20 protein-coding genes are annotated in these 19655 nt (G+C 47.4%); 9 read left to right on the top strand and 11 right to left on the bottom strand.

All coding sequences use genetic code 11. The features are described 5' to 3' along the window. Nucleotides 1–22 precede the first annotated feature (22 nt). The 3 genes from fldA to C4S60_RS04755 form a co-directional block, all read right to left on the bottom strand. The gene (gene fldA / locus C4S60_RS04745; RefSeq protein WP_103879184.1) at nucleotides 23–556 is read right to left on the bottom strand and encodes a flavodoxin FldA; all 534 of its coding nucleotides are present in this window, start codon (nucleotides 554–556) and stop codon (nucleotides 23–25) included. Nucleotides 557–605: 49 nt separating this feature from the next. Then, nucleotides 606–827, bottom strand: coding sequence for a DUF2788 domain-containing protein (locus C4S60_RS04750; protein ID WP_103879185.1), 222 nt, complete (start codon nucleotides 825–827; stop codon nucleotides 606–608). Nucleotides 828–925: 98 nt separating this feature from the next. Further along, nucleotides 926–1684 carry an alpha/beta fold hydrolase gene (locus C4S60_RS04755; protein ID WP_103879186.1) on the bottom strand — a complete coding sequence of 253 codons (759 nt, stop codon included), beginning with the start codon at nucleotides 1682–1684 and terminating at the stop codon, nucleotides 926–928. A gap of 92 nt (nucleotides 1685–1776) precedes the next feature. Here C4S60_RS04755 and seqA point away from each other — a divergent pair, with 92 nt between their 5' ends. The 6 genes from seqA to rlmM all read left to right on the top strand — a co-directional run bounded on the left by seqA (nucleotide 1777) and on the right by rlmM (nucleotide 7475). Continuing rightward, nucleotides 1777–2307 (top strand): replication initiation negative regulator SeqA, encoded by a 531-nt coding sequence (gene seqA / locus C4S60_RS04760; RefSeq protein ID WP_103879187.1) that lies wholly within the window; start codon nucleotides 1777–1779, stop codon nucleotides 2305–2307. 92 nt (nucleotides 2308–2399) lie between these two features. Next, nucleotides 2400–4046: a phosphoglucomutase (alpha-D-glucose-1,6-bisphosphate-dependent) gene (gene pgm, locus C4S60_RS04765; RefSeq protein ID WP_103879188.1), complete on the top strand. Its 1647-nt coding sequence runs from the start codon at nucleotides 2400–2402 to the stop codon at nucleotides 4044–4046. A gap of 407 nt (nucleotides 4047–4453) precedes the next feature. Further along, a complete protein-coding gene (locus tag C4S60_RS04770) occupies nucleotides 4454–5362 on the top strand; it encodes a transcriptional regulator GcvA (RefSeq protein ID WP_103879189.1) in 909 nt (302 codons plus the stop codon). Continuing rightward, nucleotides 5355–5978, top strand: a complete 624-nt coding sequence (locus C4S60_RS04775; protein WP_103879190.1) for an alpha/beta family hydrolase — start codon at nucleotides 5355–5357, stop codon at nucleotides 5976–5978. The genes C4S60_RS04770 and C4S60_RS04775 overlap by 8 nt, the downstream gene beginning before the upstream one ends. After that, on the top strand, nucleotides 5971–6387 hold the full coding sequence (locus C4S60_RS04780) for a DUF423 domain-containing protein (protein WP_103879191.1): 417 nt from the start codon (nucleotides 5971–5973) through the stop codon (nucleotides 6385–6387). Before C4S60_RS04775 ends, C4S60_RS04780 begins: the two co-directional genes overlap by 8 nt. Next, nucleotides 6384–7475 carry a 23S rRNA (cytidine(2498)-2'-O)-methyltransferase RlmM gene (gene rlmM, locus C4S60_RS04785; protein WP_103879192.1) on the top strand — a complete coding sequence of 364 codons (1092 nt, stop codon included), beginning with the start codon at nucleotides 6384–6386 and terminating at the stop codon, nucleotides 7473–7475. Before C4S60_RS04780 ends, rlmM begins: the two co-directional genes overlap by 4 nt. Nucleotides 7476–7500: 25 nt before the next feature. On the opposite strand, the gene xni is transcribed toward rlmM, so the two are convergent. The 5 genes from xni to queF all read right to left on the bottom strand — a co-directional run bounded on the left by xni (nucleotide 7501) and on the right by queF (nucleotide 14775). Then, on the bottom strand, nucleotides 7501–8283 hold the full coding sequence (gene xni, locus C4S60_RS04790; RefSeq protein ID WP_103879193.1) for a flap endonuclease Xni: 783 nt from the start codon (nucleotides 8281–8283) through the stop codon (nucleotides 7501–7503). Nucleotides 8284–8346: 63 nt separating this feature from the next. Beyond that, nucleotides 8347–9708, bottom strand: a complete 1362-nt coding sequence (gene ppnN / locus C4S60_RS04795) for a nucleotide 5'-monophosphate nucleosidase PpnN (protein WP_103879194.1) — start codon at nucleotides 9706–9708, stop codon at nucleotides 8347–8349. Between the two features lie 255 nt (nucleotides 9709–9963). Next, on the bottom strand, nucleotides 9964–11529 hold the full coding sequence (locus tag C4S60_RS04800) for a GGDEF domain-containing protein (protein WP_103879195.1): 1566 nt from the start codon (nucleotides 11527–11529) through the stop codon (nucleotides 9964–9966). Between the two features lie 104 nt (nucleotides 11530–11633). After that, nucleotides 11634–13898 (bottom strand): tetratricopeptide repeat protein, encoded by a 2265-nt coding sequence (locus tag C4S60_RS04805; RefSeq protein ID WP_103879196.1) that lies wholly within the window; start codon nucleotides 13896–13898, stop codon nucleotides 11634–11636. A 31-nt stretch (nucleotides 13899–13929) separates the two neighbouring features. Beyond that, entirely contained in the window at nucleotides 13930–14775 is an 846-nt protein-coding gene (queF, locus tag C4S60_RS04810; RefSeq protein ID WP_103879197.1) for an NADPH-dependent 7-cyano-7-deazaguanine reductase QueF, read from the bottom strand. A gap of 111 nt (nucleotides 14776–14886) precedes the next feature. Between queF and syd the strand changes: the two genes are divergently transcribed. Next, nucleotides 14887–15432, top strand: a complete 546-nt coding sequence (gene syd / locus C4S60_RS04815; RefSeq protein WP_103879198.1) for a SecY-interacting protein — start codon at nucleotides 14887–14889, stop codon at nucleotides 15430–15432. Nucleotides 15433–15434: 2 nt separating this feature from the next. After that, a complete protein-coding gene (locus tag C4S60_RS04820; protein WP_103879199.1) occupies nucleotides 15435–16211 on the top strand; it encodes a Zn-ribbon-containing protein in 777 nt (258 codons plus the stop codon). Nucleotides 16212–16352: 141 nt separating this feature from the next. Here the strand turns inward: C4S60_RS04820 and metQ are convergent, their stop codons facing one another. From metQ to metN, 3 genes are read right to left on the bottom strand one after another with little or no spacing between them, the layout of a single operon-like run. Continuing rightward, nucleotides 16353–17162 (bottom strand): methionine ABC transporter substrate-binding lipoprotein MetQ, encoded by an 810-nt coding sequence (gene metQ, locus C4S60_RS04825; protein WP_103879200.1) that lies wholly within the window; start codon nucleotides 17160–17162, stop codon nucleotides 16353–16355. Nucleotides 17163–17197: 35 nt separating this feature from the next. Next, nucleotides 17198–17875, bottom strand: coding sequence for a methionine ABC transporter permease (locus C4S60_RS04830; protein ID WP_103879201.1), 678 nt, complete (start codon nucleotides 17873–17875; stop codon nucleotides 17198–17200). Beyond that, nucleotides 17865–18899 carry a methionine ABC transporter ATP-binding protein MetN gene (gene metN, locus C4S60_RS04835; protein ID WP_103879202.1) on the bottom strand — a complete coding sequence of 345 codons (1035 nt, stop codon included), beginning with the start codon at nucleotides 18897–18899 and terminating at the stop codon, nucleotides 17865–17867. The genes C4S60_RS04830 and metN overlap by 11 nt, the downstream gene beginning before the upstream one ends. A 200-nt stretch (nucleotides 18900–19099) precedes the next feature. Here metN and gmhB point away from each other — a divergent pair, with 200 nt between their 5' ends. Beyond that, nucleotides 19100–19651: a D-glycero-beta-D-manno-heptose 1,7-bisphosphate 7-phosphatase gene (gene gmhB / locus C4S60_RS04840; RefSeq protein ID WP_103879203.1), complete on the top strand. Its 552-nt coding sequence runs from the start codon at nucleotides 19100–19102 to the stop codon at nucleotides 19649–19651. The last annotated feature ends 4 nt before the right edge of the window (nucleotides 19652–19655 follow it).

Consider the following 19655-nt stretch of genomic DNA (forward strand, 5'->3'; position numbering starts at 1 on the left):
TCTCAAATGTCTTGCCAGGCTCTTAGTCTTCCAACTCCGCCAGGCACATTTCTTCATAAAGCTGTTTGGTCCAGTTAGAAACACGCTCGTCAGTCAGTTCTGGCTGACGGTCTTCGTCGATGCACAGACCAACAAATAGTGAATCATCGCCTTCAACCAGGGCTTTTGACGCTTCGAATTCGTAACCTTCCGTAGACGTGTAACCGATGATAGTGCCACCTTTACCTTCTACGATGTCACGTACTGTACCCATAGCGTCACAGAAGTATTCCGCGTAGTCTTCCTGATCACCACAGCCAAAGATTGCAACCAGCTTGGTCGAGAAGTCGATGCCTTCAAGCTCTGGGAAAAAGTCATCCCAGTCAGCCTGTGCCTCACCGTAATACCAGGTAGGGATACCCAGAAGCAGTAGATCGAAGTTATCGATATCTTCTTTGCTGCTCTTAGCAATGTCTTGAACGTGAACGAGCTGTTTACCCAATTGTTTTTGGATCATCTTTGCAATAGCTTCTGTATTACCCGTATCGCTACCAAAGAATAGACCTACACTTGCCATAGATTCAGTACCTTTTCATTGTCTGTTTTGGGTTAAGGAATCGCGTTGATTAACCGAGCCCTGAGCCTTCCCAGCTTAGCTGAATGATGCCTTTCGCAACAAAACCAGCACAACCTAAGAACAGCACAAGCCATACAATACGTCGACCAAAAACAGGAACATTACCTTGTTTAAGAACATCTTTGATTGCCATGCCGATCAAAAAGAAAATCGCAGCAAACAGTAAATCTAAACCGATGGATTCCAGTTTGTTTATGTAGTCGTAAAGCATGGTATTCCTTTATGCCAATATGCTTGCGCGGAACTATACCACTGTTGTTCAATAAAGTTAATCCGTGCTTCAGATTGAGGCTCAGTTTGAAGTCAAATTTAAATAAATTTACGTATGGCTCTCAATACTTCAGTGGGTTTTTCAGCATGAAGCCAATGACCCGTATTGGCAATGACGTGTGCCTTAGCGCGAGAGAACTGAGCCTGAATCAGTGGCTGGTGCTCGGCAGTAAGGTAATCTGAGTCTCCCCCTTTGATAAACAGGACTGGAATGCTGGTTTTATTGATAGGTTGCCAATCGATAATAGCCAGGTAGTTATCACTCAGACTATCGACATTGAAGCGCCACTGCAGATATTGCCCGTTGTTGTAGAGGGATTTTCCCAGAAACTGTCGTACGCCTTCGAGGTCGATGTGGCGACTCAAAAGGGTCATGGCTTCTGCACGAGTCGTCGGCTTTCCTGCCGTTACTGCTTCCAGGCCAGCGAACACATTATCGTGGCGACGAGTCTGGTATGCCACTGGTGACATGTCCATTACCACCAGTTTGTTGATTGGATAGTCAAAGTCACACATTTTCATGGCTACTTTGCCCCCCATAGAGTGACCAATGACGGTTGGAGAGGAAATATCCAAATATTCAAGTAATTGAATTACATCCTGAGCCATCAAACGGTAGTCATGCTCACGACTATGGAAAGAACGACCGTGGTTACGCAGGTCGATACTGATGACATCGAAGTCTTGTTTTAAATCTCGAGCCAGTACACCCAGATTGTTCAGGTCTCCAAACAGACCATGGATAAGGACGATGGGTGAGCCTTGGCCTTCTCTTTTATAGTTCAATAAAGCTGACATTTTCTGTTATTCGTGATGTGTTTAACGTGGAGGTTCATCGCGGAACTCGTTATAATCATCCAGAGTTTAAACATAGAGACTGTGAAAAGCGAATGAAAACAATTGAGGTTGATGAGGATCTATACCGTTATATTGCAAGCCAGACCCACCATATTGGCGAAAGTGCTTCAGATATCTTACGACGCTTATTAAAGGTAGACGGGGCGGAAACGGAACAGAAGCCTGCTGCCGCGAAAACTATCGTCGTTAGCAAAGATAAACCTCAGCTAGAGGTGGTAGATTCGGTAAAAGCAATGCGCTCGCTACTGATTTCAGACGAGTTTGCCGGACTGAAGAAAGCAATCGATAGATTTATGCTGGTACTGTCATCTCTGCATCGCTTAAATCCAGAGGGTTTCGCTGAAGCATCTCAGGTTAAAGGTCGTAAGCGCGTTTATTTCGCGAACAATGAAGCGGCACTATTAGAAAGTGGCAATACGACTAAGCCTAAAGCCATCCCCAATACCCCTTTTTGGGTTATCACTAACACAAACACCAGTCGCAAGAGGCAAATGGTTGAACAGGTGATGACTAAGATGGAATACCCAGCCGAACTCATCGAAAAAGTGACGGCTTCTATCTAAGATTTCGATTCAAACCTCATAATGTTCATTTTAAAACGAGTATTATGAGGTTTTTTGTATTTTTTAAGCTTAATTTTGAAAGGACGTCTGTTATGGCTATACACCCACGTGCGGGCCAAAAGGCTTTGCAAGAAGATTTGCATAATATCCCAGCGCTCGTCGCAAACTACTTTTTAGTTCAACCTGAAGCGGGTAACCAGGCACAAAGTGTTCAGTTTGGTACATCGGGTCATCGAGGTTGCGCAGACAAAGCGACATTTAATGAAAACCATATCCTGGCTATTGCACAAGCGGTAGCGGAAGTACGTGCAGAAAAAGGCACGACAGGCCCTCTGTTTGTTGGTAAAGATACGCACGCTCTTTCTGAGCCTGCATTTTCTACTGTGGTTGAAGTCTTGGTGGCAAATGGCGTAACAGTGATTGCTCAGGCAGACAATGGCTACACGCCTACGCCAGGTATTTCGCACGCAATCCTGACTCACAATGTTGCGAATGAGGCTCAGGCTGACGGCATCGTCATCACACCTTCCCATAACCCACCACAAGATGGCGGGATCAAGTACAACCCAACTCACGGCGGTCCGGCAGAAGCAGAACTGACACAGGCCATCGAGGATCGTGCCAATGCGATCATCGCCGCTGGTATGCAAGGGGTGAAACGCCTGGCGATTGCAGAAGCGAAAGCATCAGAGTTGTTCCAGGAGCGTGATCTGGTGAAGCCGTACATTGATGACCTAGTAAACGTCATTGATATGGAAGCCATTCAGAAAGCAAACCTGAAAATCGGTGTGGATCCACTAGGCGGTTCAGGTATTGATTACTGGCGTCAAATTGCCAAAGCTTACGATTTGGATCTGACTTTGGTGAGCGAAGCAGTGGATCCGTCGTTCCAGTTCATGTCTCTGGACAAAGATGGCGTAGTCCGCATGGACTGTTCATCACCTTATGCGATGGCCGGACTGCTGGCATTGAAAGATGACTATGATCTTGCATTTGGTAATGACCCTGATTATGACCGTCATGGCATAGTGACTCCAAAAGGGTTGATGAACCCGAACCATTATCTTGCTGTGTGTATTGACTACCTGTACCGTCATCGTGCTCAATGGCGTGAAGACGTGGCAGTGGGTAAAACGCTGGTATCCAGCGCTCTGATTGACCGTGTTGTAGCGGATCTGGGACGCACTTTGTGTGAAGTACCGGTTGGCTTTAAATGGTTTGTAGATGGTCTTTACAATGGTGAGTTTGGCTTCGGTGGCGAAGAGAGTGCCGGTGCATCCTTCTTACGTAAAGATGGCACGCCTTGGTCGACGGACAAAGATGGCATCATTTTGTGTCTGCTGGCTGCCGAGATTACTGCAGTGACGGGTAAAAACCCTCAGCAGTATTATGAAGAACTGGCTGCGAAACACGGTGAGTCTAAGTACAACCGTATTCAGGCGGTAGCTAACACGGCACAGAAAAATGTACTGAAGAAGCTATCACCAGAGATGGTGGCAGCAGAGACCCTTGCAGGCGATGCTATTACCGCGCGTCTGACGCATGCACCTGGCAATGGCGCTGCGATTGGTGGCCTCAAAGTGACCACAGAAAACGGTTGGTTTGCTGCCCGTCCATCGGGTACTGAAGACATTTACAAGATCTATTGCGAAAGCTTCAAAGGGGAAGAACACCTTAAATTGATTGAAGCCGAAGCTCAGGAGATCGTAAATCAGGTCTTTGCCGCTGCGGGTCTGTAATCCGAATCTGACGGGGTTAACGATTAGTCCTGTTATTAATAATAATGTGAAAAACGGTCACTATTAACGTGGCCGTTTTTTTATGCTTAAGGAATGAATAATAACGCAAAGATAAAAAAACACCGCCATATAGGCGGTGTAAGAAAATTTGACAGACAGGTCAAAAATACAGGAAGTACACACGTTAATTAGGGGATAGCTAATCAAGGTGTGGTGGTAGAATCTACCTAACTCGAAAATCGAGATTGCAAACACAACATCGCAAGCGCAGAGTCAATTGATTCTAGAGAGAATCAAGCCGTTCAGACTCGCGTTTGCGGGATGAAATATAGAATTTCTCTGGCTGTTCGGCAATGGACAATTTATAATGTTTCAGATTAAAAAAACTAATGCTTTAGAGAGTCGTTATGTCTAGACGTTTGCCTCCCCTCAACTCGCTAAAAGTTTTTGAAGCTGCAGCGCGTCATTTGAGCTTTACCCGAGCAGCGGAAGAGCTGTTTGTTACCCAGGCCGCAGTCAGCCATCAGATCAAGGCTCTTGAAGAGTTTCTTGGCCTGAAGCTGTTTCGCCGCCGAAATCGCTCACTATTGCTCACTGAAGAAGGGCAAAGTTACTTTCTCGATATTAAGGATATTTTCACTTCCCTGGCTGAAGCGACCGATAAGGTACTGGAGCGCAGCGAAAAAGGGGCGTTGACTATAAGCCTGCCACCCAGTTTTGCCATTCAGTGGCTGGTACCTCGCCTAGCCGACTTCAACGAGCAAGAGCCTGATATTGACGTACGCATCAAAGCGGTTGATATGGATGAGGGTTCGCTCACGGATGATGTTGATGTTGCCATTTATTACGGCAGAGGGAACTGGCCGGGTCTCCGTGCTGACAAGCTCTACCAGGAGTTTCTGGTACCACTATGTTCTCCTGCCCTGTTGCTAGGCTCTAAGCCACTGAATGCATTGGAAGATCTGTCAAAGCATACTCTGCTACATGACACCTCACGTAAAGATTGGAAGCAGTTTGCAAAGCAAAACGAATTGGATGGAGTAAATGTGAATCATGGCCCGATATTCAGTCACTCAACCATGGTCTTGCAGGCGGCCGCACACGGGCAGGGTATTGCGCTAGGTAACAACGTATTGGCGCAGCCTGAGTTGGATGCGGGTCGATTGATTGCCCCATTTGACGAAGTGTTAGTCAGCAAAAATGCGTTCTATGTTGTGTGCCATGATAAACAGGCAGATATGGGGCGAATCGCGACCTTCAGAGACTGGATGCTGGCGAAAGCACAAAGTGAGCAGGAGGACCTCCTCGATGACTGATATTCTGTTTGATGGGCCAGAAGATGGTCCAGTGTTCTTATTCGCCCATGGAGCGGGTGCTGGAATGGATCACGACTTCATGCAAGACGTTGCGGCGCGCCTTGCCCTAAAAGGCGTGCGCGTAGCTCGCTTTAACTTCCCTTATATGGAGAAGCGCGCTATCGACGGTAAAAAACGTCCACCGGATCGTGCGCCTAAACTGCTGGATGCGATGAGTGCTGTGATTGAGCAGCTCGCGGAAAACCAATCCATCGTGATTGGCGGAAAGTCGATGGGAGGACGAATGGCATCGCTGCTTTCCGAGCACCCTAACGTTAAGTCCATAGCCTGTTTAGGCTTTCCGTTCCATCCACCTGGTAAACCAGAAAACTACAAAGGGGCGCACTTAGCCTCTGTAGATAAACCTTGCCTGATCATTCAGGGTGAGCGTGACACCTTTGGTAAGTTTGAAGAATTTGAGCACTTTGAGTTTTCTCCTCAGGTTGCGGTGACGTTTATCCCTGATGGTGACCACAGTTTTAAACCTCGCAAGTCATCAGGATTTACTGAGGATCAGAATCGCCAGTTGGCGGTGGATCGACTGGCGCTGTTTGTGAAAGGTGTCTGTGATGTCTAGTCGCGCTCTGATAATGATTGCTTCGATGTCGGGACTGATCAGTGTCAGTCTGGGGGCTTTTGCTGCTCATGGTTTGAAAAACACGCTCTCGCCCTATCTCATTGGTGTATTTGAAACGGGCGTGACGTATCAGTTCATTCACACCCTGGGGATACTTCTTTGCGCCCTGCTTGCCACAGTCAGCAGTGGGAAGATTGCGCAAAAGGCGTTTCATCGCGCGGCAATTTGCTTTATCATCGGCATCCTTTTCTTTAGCGGTAGTCTATACGCCCTGGCGCTAACGGGGGTGAAGTGGTTCGGACCTGTCACTCCAATGGGGGGCGTGATGTTTTTGGTAGGGTGGGGATACCTCGCTTATGCTGGATATCAGATGGCTGACAATACAACCCAAGATGGAGTCAATCAGTGAAACAGGTAATGCTTTATTGCCGCTCTGGATTCGAGAAAGAGTGTGCAGGTGAAATTCAAGATAGAGCCAATGCCCTTGAGGTATTTGGTTTCCCGAGAGTCAAAAACAACTCTGGCTACGTATTATTTGAATGTTACCAGGCAGGCGATGCGGATAAGCTGATTCGTGAGATCGACTTTCAGTCGCTTATTTTTGCCCGTCAGATGTTTGCCATTGCGAGTGAATTGGAGTCTTTACCTGCAGATGACCGCATCACACCACTGCTGGAGTCTTTACAAGAGCTTGAGGCGTTTCCTCGTTGCGGTGACTTGCGTATTGAAACGCCTGACACCAATGAAGCGAAAGAGTTATTGAAATTCTGCCGTAAGTTTACCGTTCCTGTACGACAGGCGATGCGTGGCAAGGGCTATCTGTTCAACAAAGAGCACAGCAAGAAACCTGTCCTACACATCTGTTTTGTTAAACCGGGTCACTGTTTTGTCGGGTACTCATACGCCAATAATAACTCGCCGTTTTTTATGGGCATACCTCGCCTCAAGTTCCCGGCAGACGCACCGAGTCGTTCGACACTGAAACTCGAAGAAGCATTCCACGTTTTCATTCCAAAAGAAGAGTGGGACACTCGCTTGGCATCGGGTATGTGGGGCGTCGATCTCGGAGCCTGCCCGGGTGGCTGGACTTATCAGCTTGTGCGCCGCTCGATGTTTGTGCATGCGGTAGACAATGGCATGATGGCAGACAGTTTGATGGATACCGGTCAGGTTAAGCACCATCAGGAAGATGGCTTCAAGTTTGAGCCTCCGCGCAAGAATGTGACCTGGTTGGTCTGTGATATGGTAGAAAAACCATCTCGTGTGGCTCAACTGATGGGAGAGTGGCTGATTCGCGGCTGGGCGAAAGAAACGATTTTCAACCTGAAGCTACCGATGAAAGGACGCTATGATGAAGTGTTAGAAGACATTGAGAACCTCAAGTACTTCTTGATAGAGAACAAAGTGAAGTTCAAGATTCAGGCAAAACATCTATACCATGACCGTGAAGAGATCACGGTGCACATTCAGGTATTGTCGAACATCTCTCCACATTAATTATCAAGCTCCTAGAGCTAAGGCTCTAGGAGTTTCGCTCTGCGGTGTCATACCTGATATCCTGCAAATTGAACCCCAACTCAATATCTGTTTTCAGCGCAGCCACTTGCTTACATTTTCTTGCCATCTCAATATGGGCGTCCAGTTTTTTGCGGTATTTAGCGACCAGTTCCTGTGACGCGTAGGCCGTCTCAATATCGTTGAACTGGGTCAGGATTTCTTTCGCGGCTTTAGGGCCAATACCCGCCACACCAGGAACCTGTGAGGAGCTGATCCCCGTTAATCCCCAGTAATCCGCAAGTTGTTCGGGCTTGACGCCAAATTCTTGTTCCACAAAGGGGGCATCCAGCCAACGATGTTGAAAATAGTCGCGGATTTGCAGCGTTGGAGACAGCAACTGACAGTAGCCTTTATCGGTAGAAATGATGGTGACCTTTTCATTGTGACTGGCCACTTTGACGGCCAGTGTCGCCACCAGATCGTCCGCCTCATCACCTTCTGAAAGCAAAGAGTCTATCCCCAGTTGCCACCAGGCATCCTGAATTTTCTCAAGCCCTTGCATTAATGGCTGCGGCATCGGCTTACGATTTTGCTTGTATTCGGGCAGGATCTCACCTCGCCAGCCGCGATCTTGCTCGTGATGATCGAAAACCGCAATGATGTGAGTAGGTTTCGCTTCGTCCAGAATACGATGTAGCGTTCTGGTTGTAGTCTGAATGGTTCTGTCAATATCACTGGGATCGGGCTGAACGGCGTGTACCCGGCGGATAAGATTAAGAGCATCGATGATAACAAGATGAATTGACATAGAATTAAGGCCACTGAAGAACGTGGCCTTATTGTAGAGAATCTTGTGGTGAGTTTCAGTTATTTATTCACCGTTAGCGATGCGATAACACGGAATGTACTCAGAGCCAGGCAGTTTCATCCGTTGTTGTTTTACGAAATCACCCAGTAGCTTGTCCATTTTCTTCATCAAGGCTTTGTCACCATCGATGATGAACGGACCGCGTCGCTCGATCTCTCTGATCCCTTCCGCCTTCACATTTCCGGCAACGATACCCGAGAATGCTTGTCGTAATGCGGCGGCAAGGTTTTCTGGTCGCTGACTCAGATTAAGATTCAGACTCGCCATGTTCTCATGAGTAGGATCGAAGGGCAGCTGGAACTCAGGTTCAATTCGCAGTGACCAGTTGTAGCTGTATGCGTCTCCACTGTCTCGACGGTGCTCTTTCACGTCGTACATCGCTTGCTTCATTATTTGAGCCACTTTGGCCGGATCATCGATGATGATTTGGTAATAGCGTGTCGCTGCTTCGCCTAGCGTCGTACGCACGAACTCATCGATGGAACGGAAGTAGGCCTCACTTTCTTTGGGACCGGTTAATACAATTGGCATCGGTTGGTCGGCATTGTCAGGGTGCATCATGATACCAAGGAGGTAGAGTAGTTCCTCGGCGGTCCCCGGACCTCCGGGGAAAATAATGATACCGTGGGCGATCCTGACAAACGCTTCCAGACGTTTCTCAATATCCGGCATGATCACCAGTTCATTGACGATAGGATTCGGTGGTTCGGCCGCAATGATGGAAGGTTCTGTCAGACCGAGATAACGTTGCTCGGTATATCGTTGCTTGGCGTGTCCGATGGCGGCGCCTTTCATCGGCCCTTCCATGGCACCGGGACCACAACCAGTACAAATATTCAGCTCTCGCAGACCCAGTTGGCTGCCCACTTCACGAGTGTACTGGTACTCGGTGGGATTGATGGAATGTCCGCCCCAGCAGACGATAAGATTGGGGTCGATGCCTGGAATCAGGGTTCCGGCGTTTCTTAGAATACCAAACACCAGGTTCGTGATGTGTGTGGAGTTAGTTAGATTCAGTCTTTGATTGTCTGCCAAATGCATGTTGACGTAAACAATGTCGCGCAGCACTGAAAACAAGTGCTCCTGAATACCCTTAATAATCTGACCGTCGACAAACGCGTGCTCTGGAGGATTGGCCAGCTCCAGTTTGATGCCGCGCTCTCGGCGCACCACATTGACGTCAAACGACATGTGTTTGTCGAGCAACTCCTTCGAGTTGTCGGTATGACTACCGGAGTTAAGTACAGCGAGTGTGCAGTTACGGTAGAGTTGATACAGGTCACTAGATGCCGTTTTTTTTAAACGCTCTACTTCTAGCTGGGACAGCAGGTTCATGCTGCCTGCCGGGCTAATGTGCGTAATCATAAGCATTTCCTTATCTAGAACCGAAAGCGATACGCCACCGCCAAAAGAGGACCATATTCAAGGAGAAACAGGCGGTTAAGTGTGACTGGAGCAGTCTGATGTCGGAGCGTATGACCTTAGTTTAATTGTTATCGTTGTTATAGTGAGTCGCCATGCCGTTGCAGCGTGTCCTGCTGTGATTTTCTGTACATGGATAACTATTAGATTAGCAAATGTGGCAAAGGTTGCTATAACTATTTGAAAGTTAAAAGGCGATTACGGCTTCCAGGCCAACTGATTCGGACCTAGCTTTTGGGTATGGGCGATGGTTTTATGCAGGCGATCTAAAATTTCATCAGGCGTGTCGTTATGACTGAAGGCGGTACAAGCGGCGGATAGAGTGATGGTAATGTACTGATCGCGGAATTTGAATGGTAGGTTGCTGATCTTACTCTGAATTTCTTTAACTTTGGCCTGGCAGCTCGCTTCATTTTGTTCAGGCATGATCAACATGAATTCTTCCCCGGAAAAACGCGCGACCGTGTCCGTTTGTGCCACAGTACTGGAGATCGCTTTAGCGATTATTTTCAGTGCTTTATCACCCGCACTGTAGCCAAAGTTATGGTTGATACTTTTGAATTTGTCGATGTCTAACACGACTACCCATAATGGGTGCTGATTTTTGAGCCAACGACGATATTCAATTTCCAGCTTATCGAGCAGAGCGGTGCGGTTATACACCTTGGTCAGCGGATCCTGCAGCATTCGTTTCGACTGGTCATCGAGACGGCGACGATAATCCTGAGTAACGTCATACAAGGCTTCCAACTGATTGTTATTGTGTGCCATGCGCTCAAGCAGTGCCTGTTCACGAGCTTCGGCATGTTGCAGTCGTTCTGTTAACGAAGCAAGTTGAGCAAACAGGGGCGTCATCGCACGTTTGGCTTCTTCAATATCCTGAAGGCGATTGATATTACTTTGCCCTGTGGTCACCAGACTATTGAGCTCCTGACTCATGATCTGCCGCTGCTCGAAATATATTTGATTCTGGTCCAGATTTTGGGCGTGGCTTTTCATTGATGATGAAAGAGAACCATTGAGCTGCTCCAGAAATTGCTCTGAAGTCCTTCGCTCATACTTGGTCGCTTCAATTACGAGTTTCAGAACCTGAAGGGTCAACTCAAGAAGATTACTGTTTGAAGCGTCTGTGAGAAGCTTTGAACGGATTTCGAATAACTGCTCTCCGGGCTCGCCATCAAAATCCAGTTCTGTGATCAGGTTTTGCAGCTCTTCACCCAGGCTCAGCAACAAAGGTGAGTAGTTGGCCTCCGGCTCGGCGGGTGTTAGTGCTGAATTGGAGGTTATGATTTTGACGGCACGTTCGTAGATGGCTAGCAGTCGGACGGCATTGTCCGTCATTTTAAGGGTGTTTTTATCGTTGTAGGATAGAATGCTGCGCAAATCGCGCTTGATCTGTGCTGGTAGGCCTGAGACACGTTGAAGGGTTTCACCGCTACGACGGGTTTGCTCTTCCAATGAAGTTTGTTGTTTTTCCATGGCAACCGCCTTTTGCCCAATCAGGCGCTCCAGTATTGCAAACTTAGGCACCAAACTACTGATGTCTTTGTTATGCTCTAACTCCCTGCGCAGTTCAATCAATTTGTCGTCAATTCGCGAGTGAGAACCAATATGAGCTTGACTTAATGTGGCAATAAAGCGTTTTAGAATGGTTTGCTCACGTCGAGACTTCAGCGATGCATCACGTTGAGCAACGCGTAATTGCTCCAACTGCACTTTAAGCTGATGGAGGTGCTCTAATGTCTCGCTATCCTGTGAGCTCATAAATCCTATAAAAACAAACTAGTTGTCAATCCTATTGATGTATTGATTGATAATATCAAAAAACATCACAACGTCACGTAATCTTAGGTTTAACTGCGGCATTTTTACTCATTGTTGAGTATTTTTTTGAACCCGTCCTCATTCTGAGACGAAGAATGAACTTTTATCAGTCCCTGTTTAATGGCTGTTCTGCATGCCTGTCGCATATCATCAGTAGCCAGACTGGCCGCTGGTGCATTATCGATTGCTTTTAAATACACCCAGTGGCTCTTACTTTCACGCATACTGACATCGCGCGCCATGTGAGTGGCGATAAGGAGAATGTCCAGCAACTCCTTGTCATTAATTGCTGTGTAGGCTCGGGGCAAGAATGGGTAGTTCGCCATGCCGATTCGAACGATGCGATTGATGTTTCGGTTTGGCTCGAACTCATTGACCCAGCCCTGGATTTCTTCAAACAAGCTTTCGGCGGTTCTCGGCTTGATACTCGGCTCGATATACAACAGGTTCGCATCCGAAAAATGGTAGATACGAGCCGGGCTTTCAATCTTATTGCGTATGAATTCACCAAATGCACGCTCCAGTTCCAAGCCAGCCTTGTAGCCATTCTGCAAGTACATGTTTCTTAAGAAGGGCACATCGATCATTACAAAGCGCAGACGGTCACTGAGTGGTTCGTTGATCAGCTCTCCGACTTGCCACTGTTCGAAGTAGCTCTGGGTTCGCTGTAACGAGTTTGGCAGGTTTGCATTAAGCAGACGAAGGTTAGGCAGACCAGAACGTGCGTGAGTAAACAAACTGTCATTCAGTTGCAGTAACTCTGCTTTATTGCGACGGTAGACGTATATAAAGCGCATGCCGATCATCGTCAGTACTGAAACCAGACAAAACATAACAAAGGCCACTTTCTGGAATTTCTTCTGCTGTAGTTGGGCGTCTTTGAGCTCAAGTTTTTGAGTTTCGTAATGCAGACCTTGTTCTACGAATTGCTTTTGCTGCCTGAAGGCATCTTCGCTTATCTGATTCAGTTGGTCTTGCTGGTATATTCGCAGCGAGTTGGCTTTTTTGATGTTTTCTAAAGCCAGTTTGAAGTTACCTTGTTGTTCATAACCCAATGACAACAACTGATAAGCTTGCTGCTCAAGCGAGGTTTGCTGCAAAGACTGGCCTAGTTCCAGTGCCTTTTGTGCTTGCTCAATAACTTTGTCGGCTTCTTGTTGGTGATAAGCCAGCCCCGAATATAACAATGCTGCTCGCGCTTTGAGCGCTGGAAAATCTGCATAATCCAGTAGTTTTTCTGCTCGGCTGAGATATTGCTCTGCTAAAGGGTAGTTGTAGAGCTGAAGATAGGTAGACGCCAGACTGATACGGATATCGATGACTTTCTCAATGTTCTTATCGGTAGATGGATGGTCAATTACATTGAAGTAATGCACCAACGCCAGATTGTATTTTCCTTGCAGAAAGTAGATGTCGCCCATCAGTTTGAGTACATCCGCAAGGACTGGCGAATCCGGGTAACTCCCGTAAAAATCGGCGGCCTGAGAAAGGTGATCTAAGGCCTTGTCCAGCACCTGTCGTTGCATAAACAATTGCGCGAGCAGTTGGTTTATGTGCGCCAGTTGATCACTGCTGTTGAGTTCAATGGCGGTCCAGTAGGCGAGTAGCAATTCAGACAGCGCTTCATTGTATCGACGGTATCTCAGAAAGTGATTACCATAAGTGGTGTGGTATTCCACCTCCCACTTCGACATTTCCCCCTGAGGGACAAATTCCGCCGCTTTTTGATACATATGGTTGGCCAGCTCGAACTCGTTTTCTGCTGAGGCGATTTCCGCCTGAAGTAGTTTGATTCGATAACTGGTACGGTTGGCAATGGCTTGCCCTTTGCGGATTTCCTGTAGCTCGCTTTCGATAGTGGCAAGCCTGTCCAGTGCTCTTGCTCCCTCGCCATCGGTGAGCCACATTAAACGGGTTTTGAGTATTCGGACATCCAGTTCCAGAAACAGTAGGTGATACTGTTTTGTCATGGTTTCGGCTTGCTCAAGGCTTTGCAGTGCGGTTCGGGTATTACCGAGATTAAACTGTGCCTGAGCAGCGATGACCAGCGCGTTAACAGTACTTAATGGTGTACGAACGCGTTGGTCGGTGTCGTCGCGGGACAGATTTGGAAGACGGTCATCATTGGGCTCAGCCAACTTGCGGTTTTGCAAATAGTCATTGGTAATACTCAGTGCTTTCGCCGGCTCTATCTCGACCAGTTTATCTGCTTCTAGCAATAAAGGTGATGTGAAAGAGGTGCTGGCGCTGGCCAGGCCAGAACACAGTGAAGCCAATATCCCTAATACAACCCAAAATTTAGAGCTCATGAATGTATCCATTTCCAAGGTGATTTATCGACTATTGTCTCGCCATGCGTGTATTGTGTGCAGGTGCGCCAGACTGATTAGAACGGTATGGGTTGATATCGAGACCACCACGACGAGTATAGCGCGCATACACAGTCAGCTTGCTCGGTTTGCAGTAGGTCATGATATCAGTGAAGATACGTTCCACACACTGTTCGTGGAATTCATTGTGTTCACGGAATGAAACCAGGTAACGTAGCAGAGCCTCACGGTTAATTTTCGGACCTTGATATTGAATTTCAACACTGCCCCAGTCAGGTTGATTAGTGATCAAACAGTTGGACTTCAGCAGATGGCTGTGCAGCGCTTCTTCCACTACTTCATCGCTGGTGGCATTTGCCAGCAGTTCGGCATCAAATTCATAGCTATCGATGCTTATATCCTGATGGTCAATACACTCACCGGCCATTGCAGCGATATGACTGTGTTCGAACTTATCGACGGCCAGCAGTTTGACCACCACAGGTTCACCGGCACATGCCGACAGGTCTTTGGCGATAGTGGCTTCTACGATGTCCCAGGACTCGAAGCGAGTCTGGTTATAGCTGTTGAGGTATAGCTTGAATGATTTAGATTCGATCAGATTTGCACTGGTTGCCGGAATGTACGCCTCACCCACAGCTACTTGTGGCAGACCTTTAGCATTCAGCCATGAGATCTCATAGAGAGTCCAAATATCACACCCCTGAAAAGGCAGGGTATCACCCAGTTCAAGGTCATCGCGATTCAGGCTTCTTGGTACGGGTTGCAGCAGACTGGCGTCGTATTGGTTTGCGTATTCAGTCTTTTGACCCAGAGTCAGGCCCGAAAGCTCTTTAGCGTTGGAATATTTGCTCATAATTGTGTGACATTTCGATTAGAATAAAGCGAATTTTACGAGATCCCGGAATAGCTGTCATCCTTTGTGGCTGGAAAACACTACATAAGCAAGAGGATGAGTGGAGAACATATGAATCAAAGTGTACAACAAGCTCTTGAGGCGTTTTCAAAGCGTTATCAACAAGCGTGGCAAGAAAAACATCAAACTCTTCCTGCAAGTGAAGAGTTGCATGGGTTAGTGTCACCGTGCATTGATAGCAAAAACGAACAACAGGTATTTTGGAAGGCCTGTGTACGGGACACTCCCGAATTTCTTGAGAACGTCGAGCAAGGGATAGAGCTCACCTTACACGATGATATTAAAGCTTTCTATGGCCATCAATATAGCGCGGATATGGAGGCAACCTGGCAGGGCAATGCACTGACCTTATTACAGGTGTGGAGTGACGAAGACTTCACCCGTCTACAAGAAAACATTCTGGGCCATCTCGTTACGCAGCGACGACTCAAGTTAAAACCGACGGTCTTCATCGCGGCGACAGATGCGGATATGGATGTGTTGTCCATCTGTAACATTACTGGCAACGTCATCCTTGAGCGTCTGGGCACTGACCGCAGAGATGTCGTCGCGCAAGATATGGTGACCTTCCTAAATGGTCTGGAGCCTGACGTATAGTTATGTATGTTGTAGAACTAAATTTTGAGTGTTTTGATAACACGACGATCTCGGCTGTAGAGAAGGGCATCAACGGCCTGATGGATGCATTGCGATACAATGGACAGGTATTAGGACGAGAGTTCCCTGTCGTCATGGGGGACGGCGAGTTTTTTGTTCGGGCGGTGTGCCCAGAGCAGGAAAGTCTTCACCCCAGACATCACTCTGATTTTGTTAAAGTGTGTCTGAAACGTTTGTCTGATGCATGTCTGTTGTCACCAAAAGTGCGTTTGTTGGGACGGGACATTAATTCTGAGCAGGCCGCCGAAGAGGAACAACCAAGTTGGCAGGTTCTTTATACTACCTATGTCCATACATGCTCGCCATTGCGCAGTGGTGAAACGTTATTGCCTATTCCTTTGTATCGAAATCCACCGACGCTTAATGGTGATCATAAATCGGTCATCAAGTGGCAAACCGAATGGCAGGCTTGCGATGAAATCCAGATGGCCGGTGGTTGCAAAGCGGAACACGCAGCCCTGCGCGAGCTTTCCGAGGTAAGCAGTGATTTGTTTCGTCGTGGCTGGGACTTGCGTGGACGGATTGAATACATCACTCAGATCCCAACCTATTACTACCTGTATAAGGTAGGAGGAAAAGATTTGGCGGAAGAGAAAGCGCGCAAGTGTCCGAAGTGTGGCGGTGAGTGGTTACTCGATGAACCGCTACATGACATTTTCTACTTCAAATGCGACTCGTGCCGAATCGTGTCAAACATCTCTTGGGACCACTTAAAGTAACAATAAATTCGCATCGAGAAGGGCACTATCCCGATGGCCAAAATTAAAAAAGGTTGAAGCGCAATCGCCTCAACCTTTTTTATTTATTGCCTAGAACCTAGAACCTAGAACCTAGAACCTAGAACCTAGAACCTTGGTAAATTACCAACCTTTAACCACACCGCCCTGGAAAATATCAGAAGCTGCGTTGTACACTTCATCAGTCTGGTAAGCTTTAACAAAGTTTTGAACGTTTTCTGCATTCACATTGTCTTCACGAGCAACGATTAGATTCACGTATGGAGACTCTTTGTCTTCCACGAACACACCGTCTTTTTGTGGTGTCAGATTGATAGAGCTTGCGTAAGTGGTGTTGATCACTGATAGAGCGACATCATCCAGCGAGCGAGGCAGTTGAGCGGCATCCAGTTCAACAATGGTGATGTTTTTTGGATTTTCAACGATGTCACGAACGGTAGCCAAAAGACCAACACCATCGCGCAGTTTCAGCAGGCCCTGTTGCTCAAGTAGCAGCAGGGAACGGCCTAGGTTAGTCGGGTCATTCGGTACGGCGATACGTGCACCTTCCTGGATTTCGTCGACTGCCGTCACTTGCTTTGAGTAACCAGCAATTGGGTAAACAAATGTGTTGCCTGCAATCGTCAGCTTGTAATTGCGGTCAGCGACTTGCTGATCCAAATATGGTTTGTGCTGGAACGCGTTGATATCAATTGAACCATCATCCAAAGCCGCATTGGGTGTCACGTAATCAGTGAAAGTGACCAGTTCAACATCCAGGTTGTACTTCTCTTTTGCTACTTTTGCAGCAACTTCGGCAACCTGAGCTTCTGCACCGGCCATCACGCCGACTTTGATTTTGCTGAGGTCTGCTTCTTTTTCACCACAGCCCGATAGTACGAGTGCAGACGCTGCTGCCGCGATTGCGAGTAAACTCTTAACGTTGAATTTCATGGCTCTCTCCTTGTTATAAATTGTTTAAGCTTCAATTATCTGTGATCTACACGGCGGACAATGGCATCGCCGATAGACTGAATGATCTGTACCAGTACGATAAGCATGACGACGGTCACGGCCATAATGGTTACGTCATATCGATGGAAGCCGTAACGAATGGCAACGTCTCCTAAGCCTCCACCGCCTACGGTACCTGCCATTGCTGAGTAGCTTACTAATGTCACCAGAGTGATTGTCACTGAATTGACAATGGTGGGTAATGCTTCTGGCAGGAGTACTTTAGTAATGATTTGATACGGTGTAGCCCCCATAGACTGCGCGGCTTCGACTAAGCCTGTTGGAACTTCCAATAGCGCGCCTTCAATCAGACGGGCGACAAACGGGATTGCGCCTACTGTCAGCGGGACAATGGCTGCTGTCGTACCAATAAAGGTGCCAATCAGCATTTTTGTCACCGGAATGATGGCGACCATCAATACCAGAAACGGTACAGAACGACCCACGTTTACTACGGCACCCAAGATGCTGTTCAGACGAGGGTTTTCCAGCAGTCCACCTTTCTTGGTGGTGTGCAGAATAACACCGAGCGGAATCCCTACGGCAAAGCCCACTATGCCCGCCACAGCAACCATGTAGAGTGTTTCCCATGTTGCCCCTAATAGTAGGTTACTATTGAGAGATAACCAGTCAGTTACAGTATTAAAGGACATAGCCAAGCACCTCTACTTTTACATTGTGGTCACGCAGGTATTGAATTGCTGCATTGTCGTCTTCTTCGCTGCCAAAAAGCTCAGCGACCATCATGCCGAATTTAACACCACCGGCATAATCCAGATCAGAACTCAGGATACTGACATCAATATTGTATTTGCGCGCAATTTGCGTCATCAATGGTGCATCAACTGTGGCGCCGGTGAATTCCAGACGAACTAATGGGTAGCTTCCATCAACGCGCTCTTGTTTCAAACGCACTTGATAGTCTTCAGGAATAGATAGATCCAGCGTTGAGCGAATGAAGTCATGTGCGAGCTCGGTCTTCGGGTGAGCAAATATCTCGCCAACGGTGCCGTTTTCTACCAGGCGGCCTCCGCCAATAATGGCTACTTCGTGACAGATGCTCTTAACCACGTCCATTTCGTGAGTGATCAGTAGCATGGTAATTTTGAGTTTGCGGTTGATCTCTTTTAGCAGCTCAAGAATAGACTGAGTTGTCGCTGGATCCAGAGCGCTGGTCGCTTCATCACAAAGCAGCACTTTCGGATCAGAAGAGAGCGCACGTGCAATGGCGACACGCTGTTTCTGGCCACCACTCAGGTTTGCCGGGTAGGTGTCACGCTTGTCTGCAAGACCAACCAGCTTCAACAGTTCTGTGACCTTGGATTCGATGTGCGCGTTATCTTTGCCTGCCAGCTCTAAAGGGAGAGCAACGTTCTCAAACACTGTACGGGATGATAGTAAGTTAAAGTGCTGAAAGATCATGCCTATATTACGACGAGTCTCGGAAAGCTCTGACTTGGACAGTTTGGTCAGATCGACACCGTCCACGATGACTGAACCTGTCGTAGGTGCTTCCAGCATGTTAACGCAACGGATGAGCGTACTTTTACCCGCACCGGACGAGCCAATCACACCAAAGATAGTGCCTTCAGCGATATGAAGGTTGATGTCGGACAAAGCATGAATTTCCTTTGTCCCTTGATAAAATACTTTGTTTACCTGATTTATTTCGATCATCTAAGCAACCTGAACCCAACGACTAGCATAAAAATTTGAACTACGTCTCAATTGATAGAAGATGCTATGGGTTTCACAGAATTGTGTCAATAGATATTTTTACGTCTAGACGTCTAAACGGCATTTTCATAGTGATGTCGATATAAAAGCATGTAATAATTCATGTCATTAGCACCTATCTACAGATAAGAGAGTGACTCGTGGCAAAACCCGCTGTGTTTTTGGACCGTGATGGCGTAATTAATGTCGATCATGGGTATGTAAGTGATGAACATGACTTTGAGTATGTAGAAGGTGTGTTCGAAGCAACGAAAAAGCTGCAACAAATGGGCTATATGCTGGTGTTGGTGACCAATCAGTCAGGTATCGCACGCGGTATGTTCTCTGAAGACCGTTTTCTTTCACTTACGCAATGGATGGACTGGAACTTCTCCGATCATGGCGTGGAATTCGATGGGATTTATTACTGCCCGCATCATCCTGAGCACGGTATTGGCGATTATAAGCAGGACTGCAATTGCCGTAAGCCAAAACCAGGCATGTTCATTTCTGCGCGTGATTTCCTCAAAATTGATATGGCCAACTCTGTGATGGTGGGGGACAAAGCGGAAGATATGATGGCAGCAGAAGCCGCAGGCGTTGGCACTAAGATCTTGGTTCGTACTGGAAAACCGGTTACTGAACGCGGTGAGTCTGTCGCAACTGTGGTACTTGATAGTATCCGAGATGTACCGCAATATTTAGCCAATTAGTCAT

The organism is Vibrio hangzhouensis, assembly GCF_900107935.1.
GTDB lineage: Bacteria > Pseudomonadota > Gammaproteobacteria > Enterobacterales > Vibrionaceae > Vibrio > Vibrio hangzhouensis.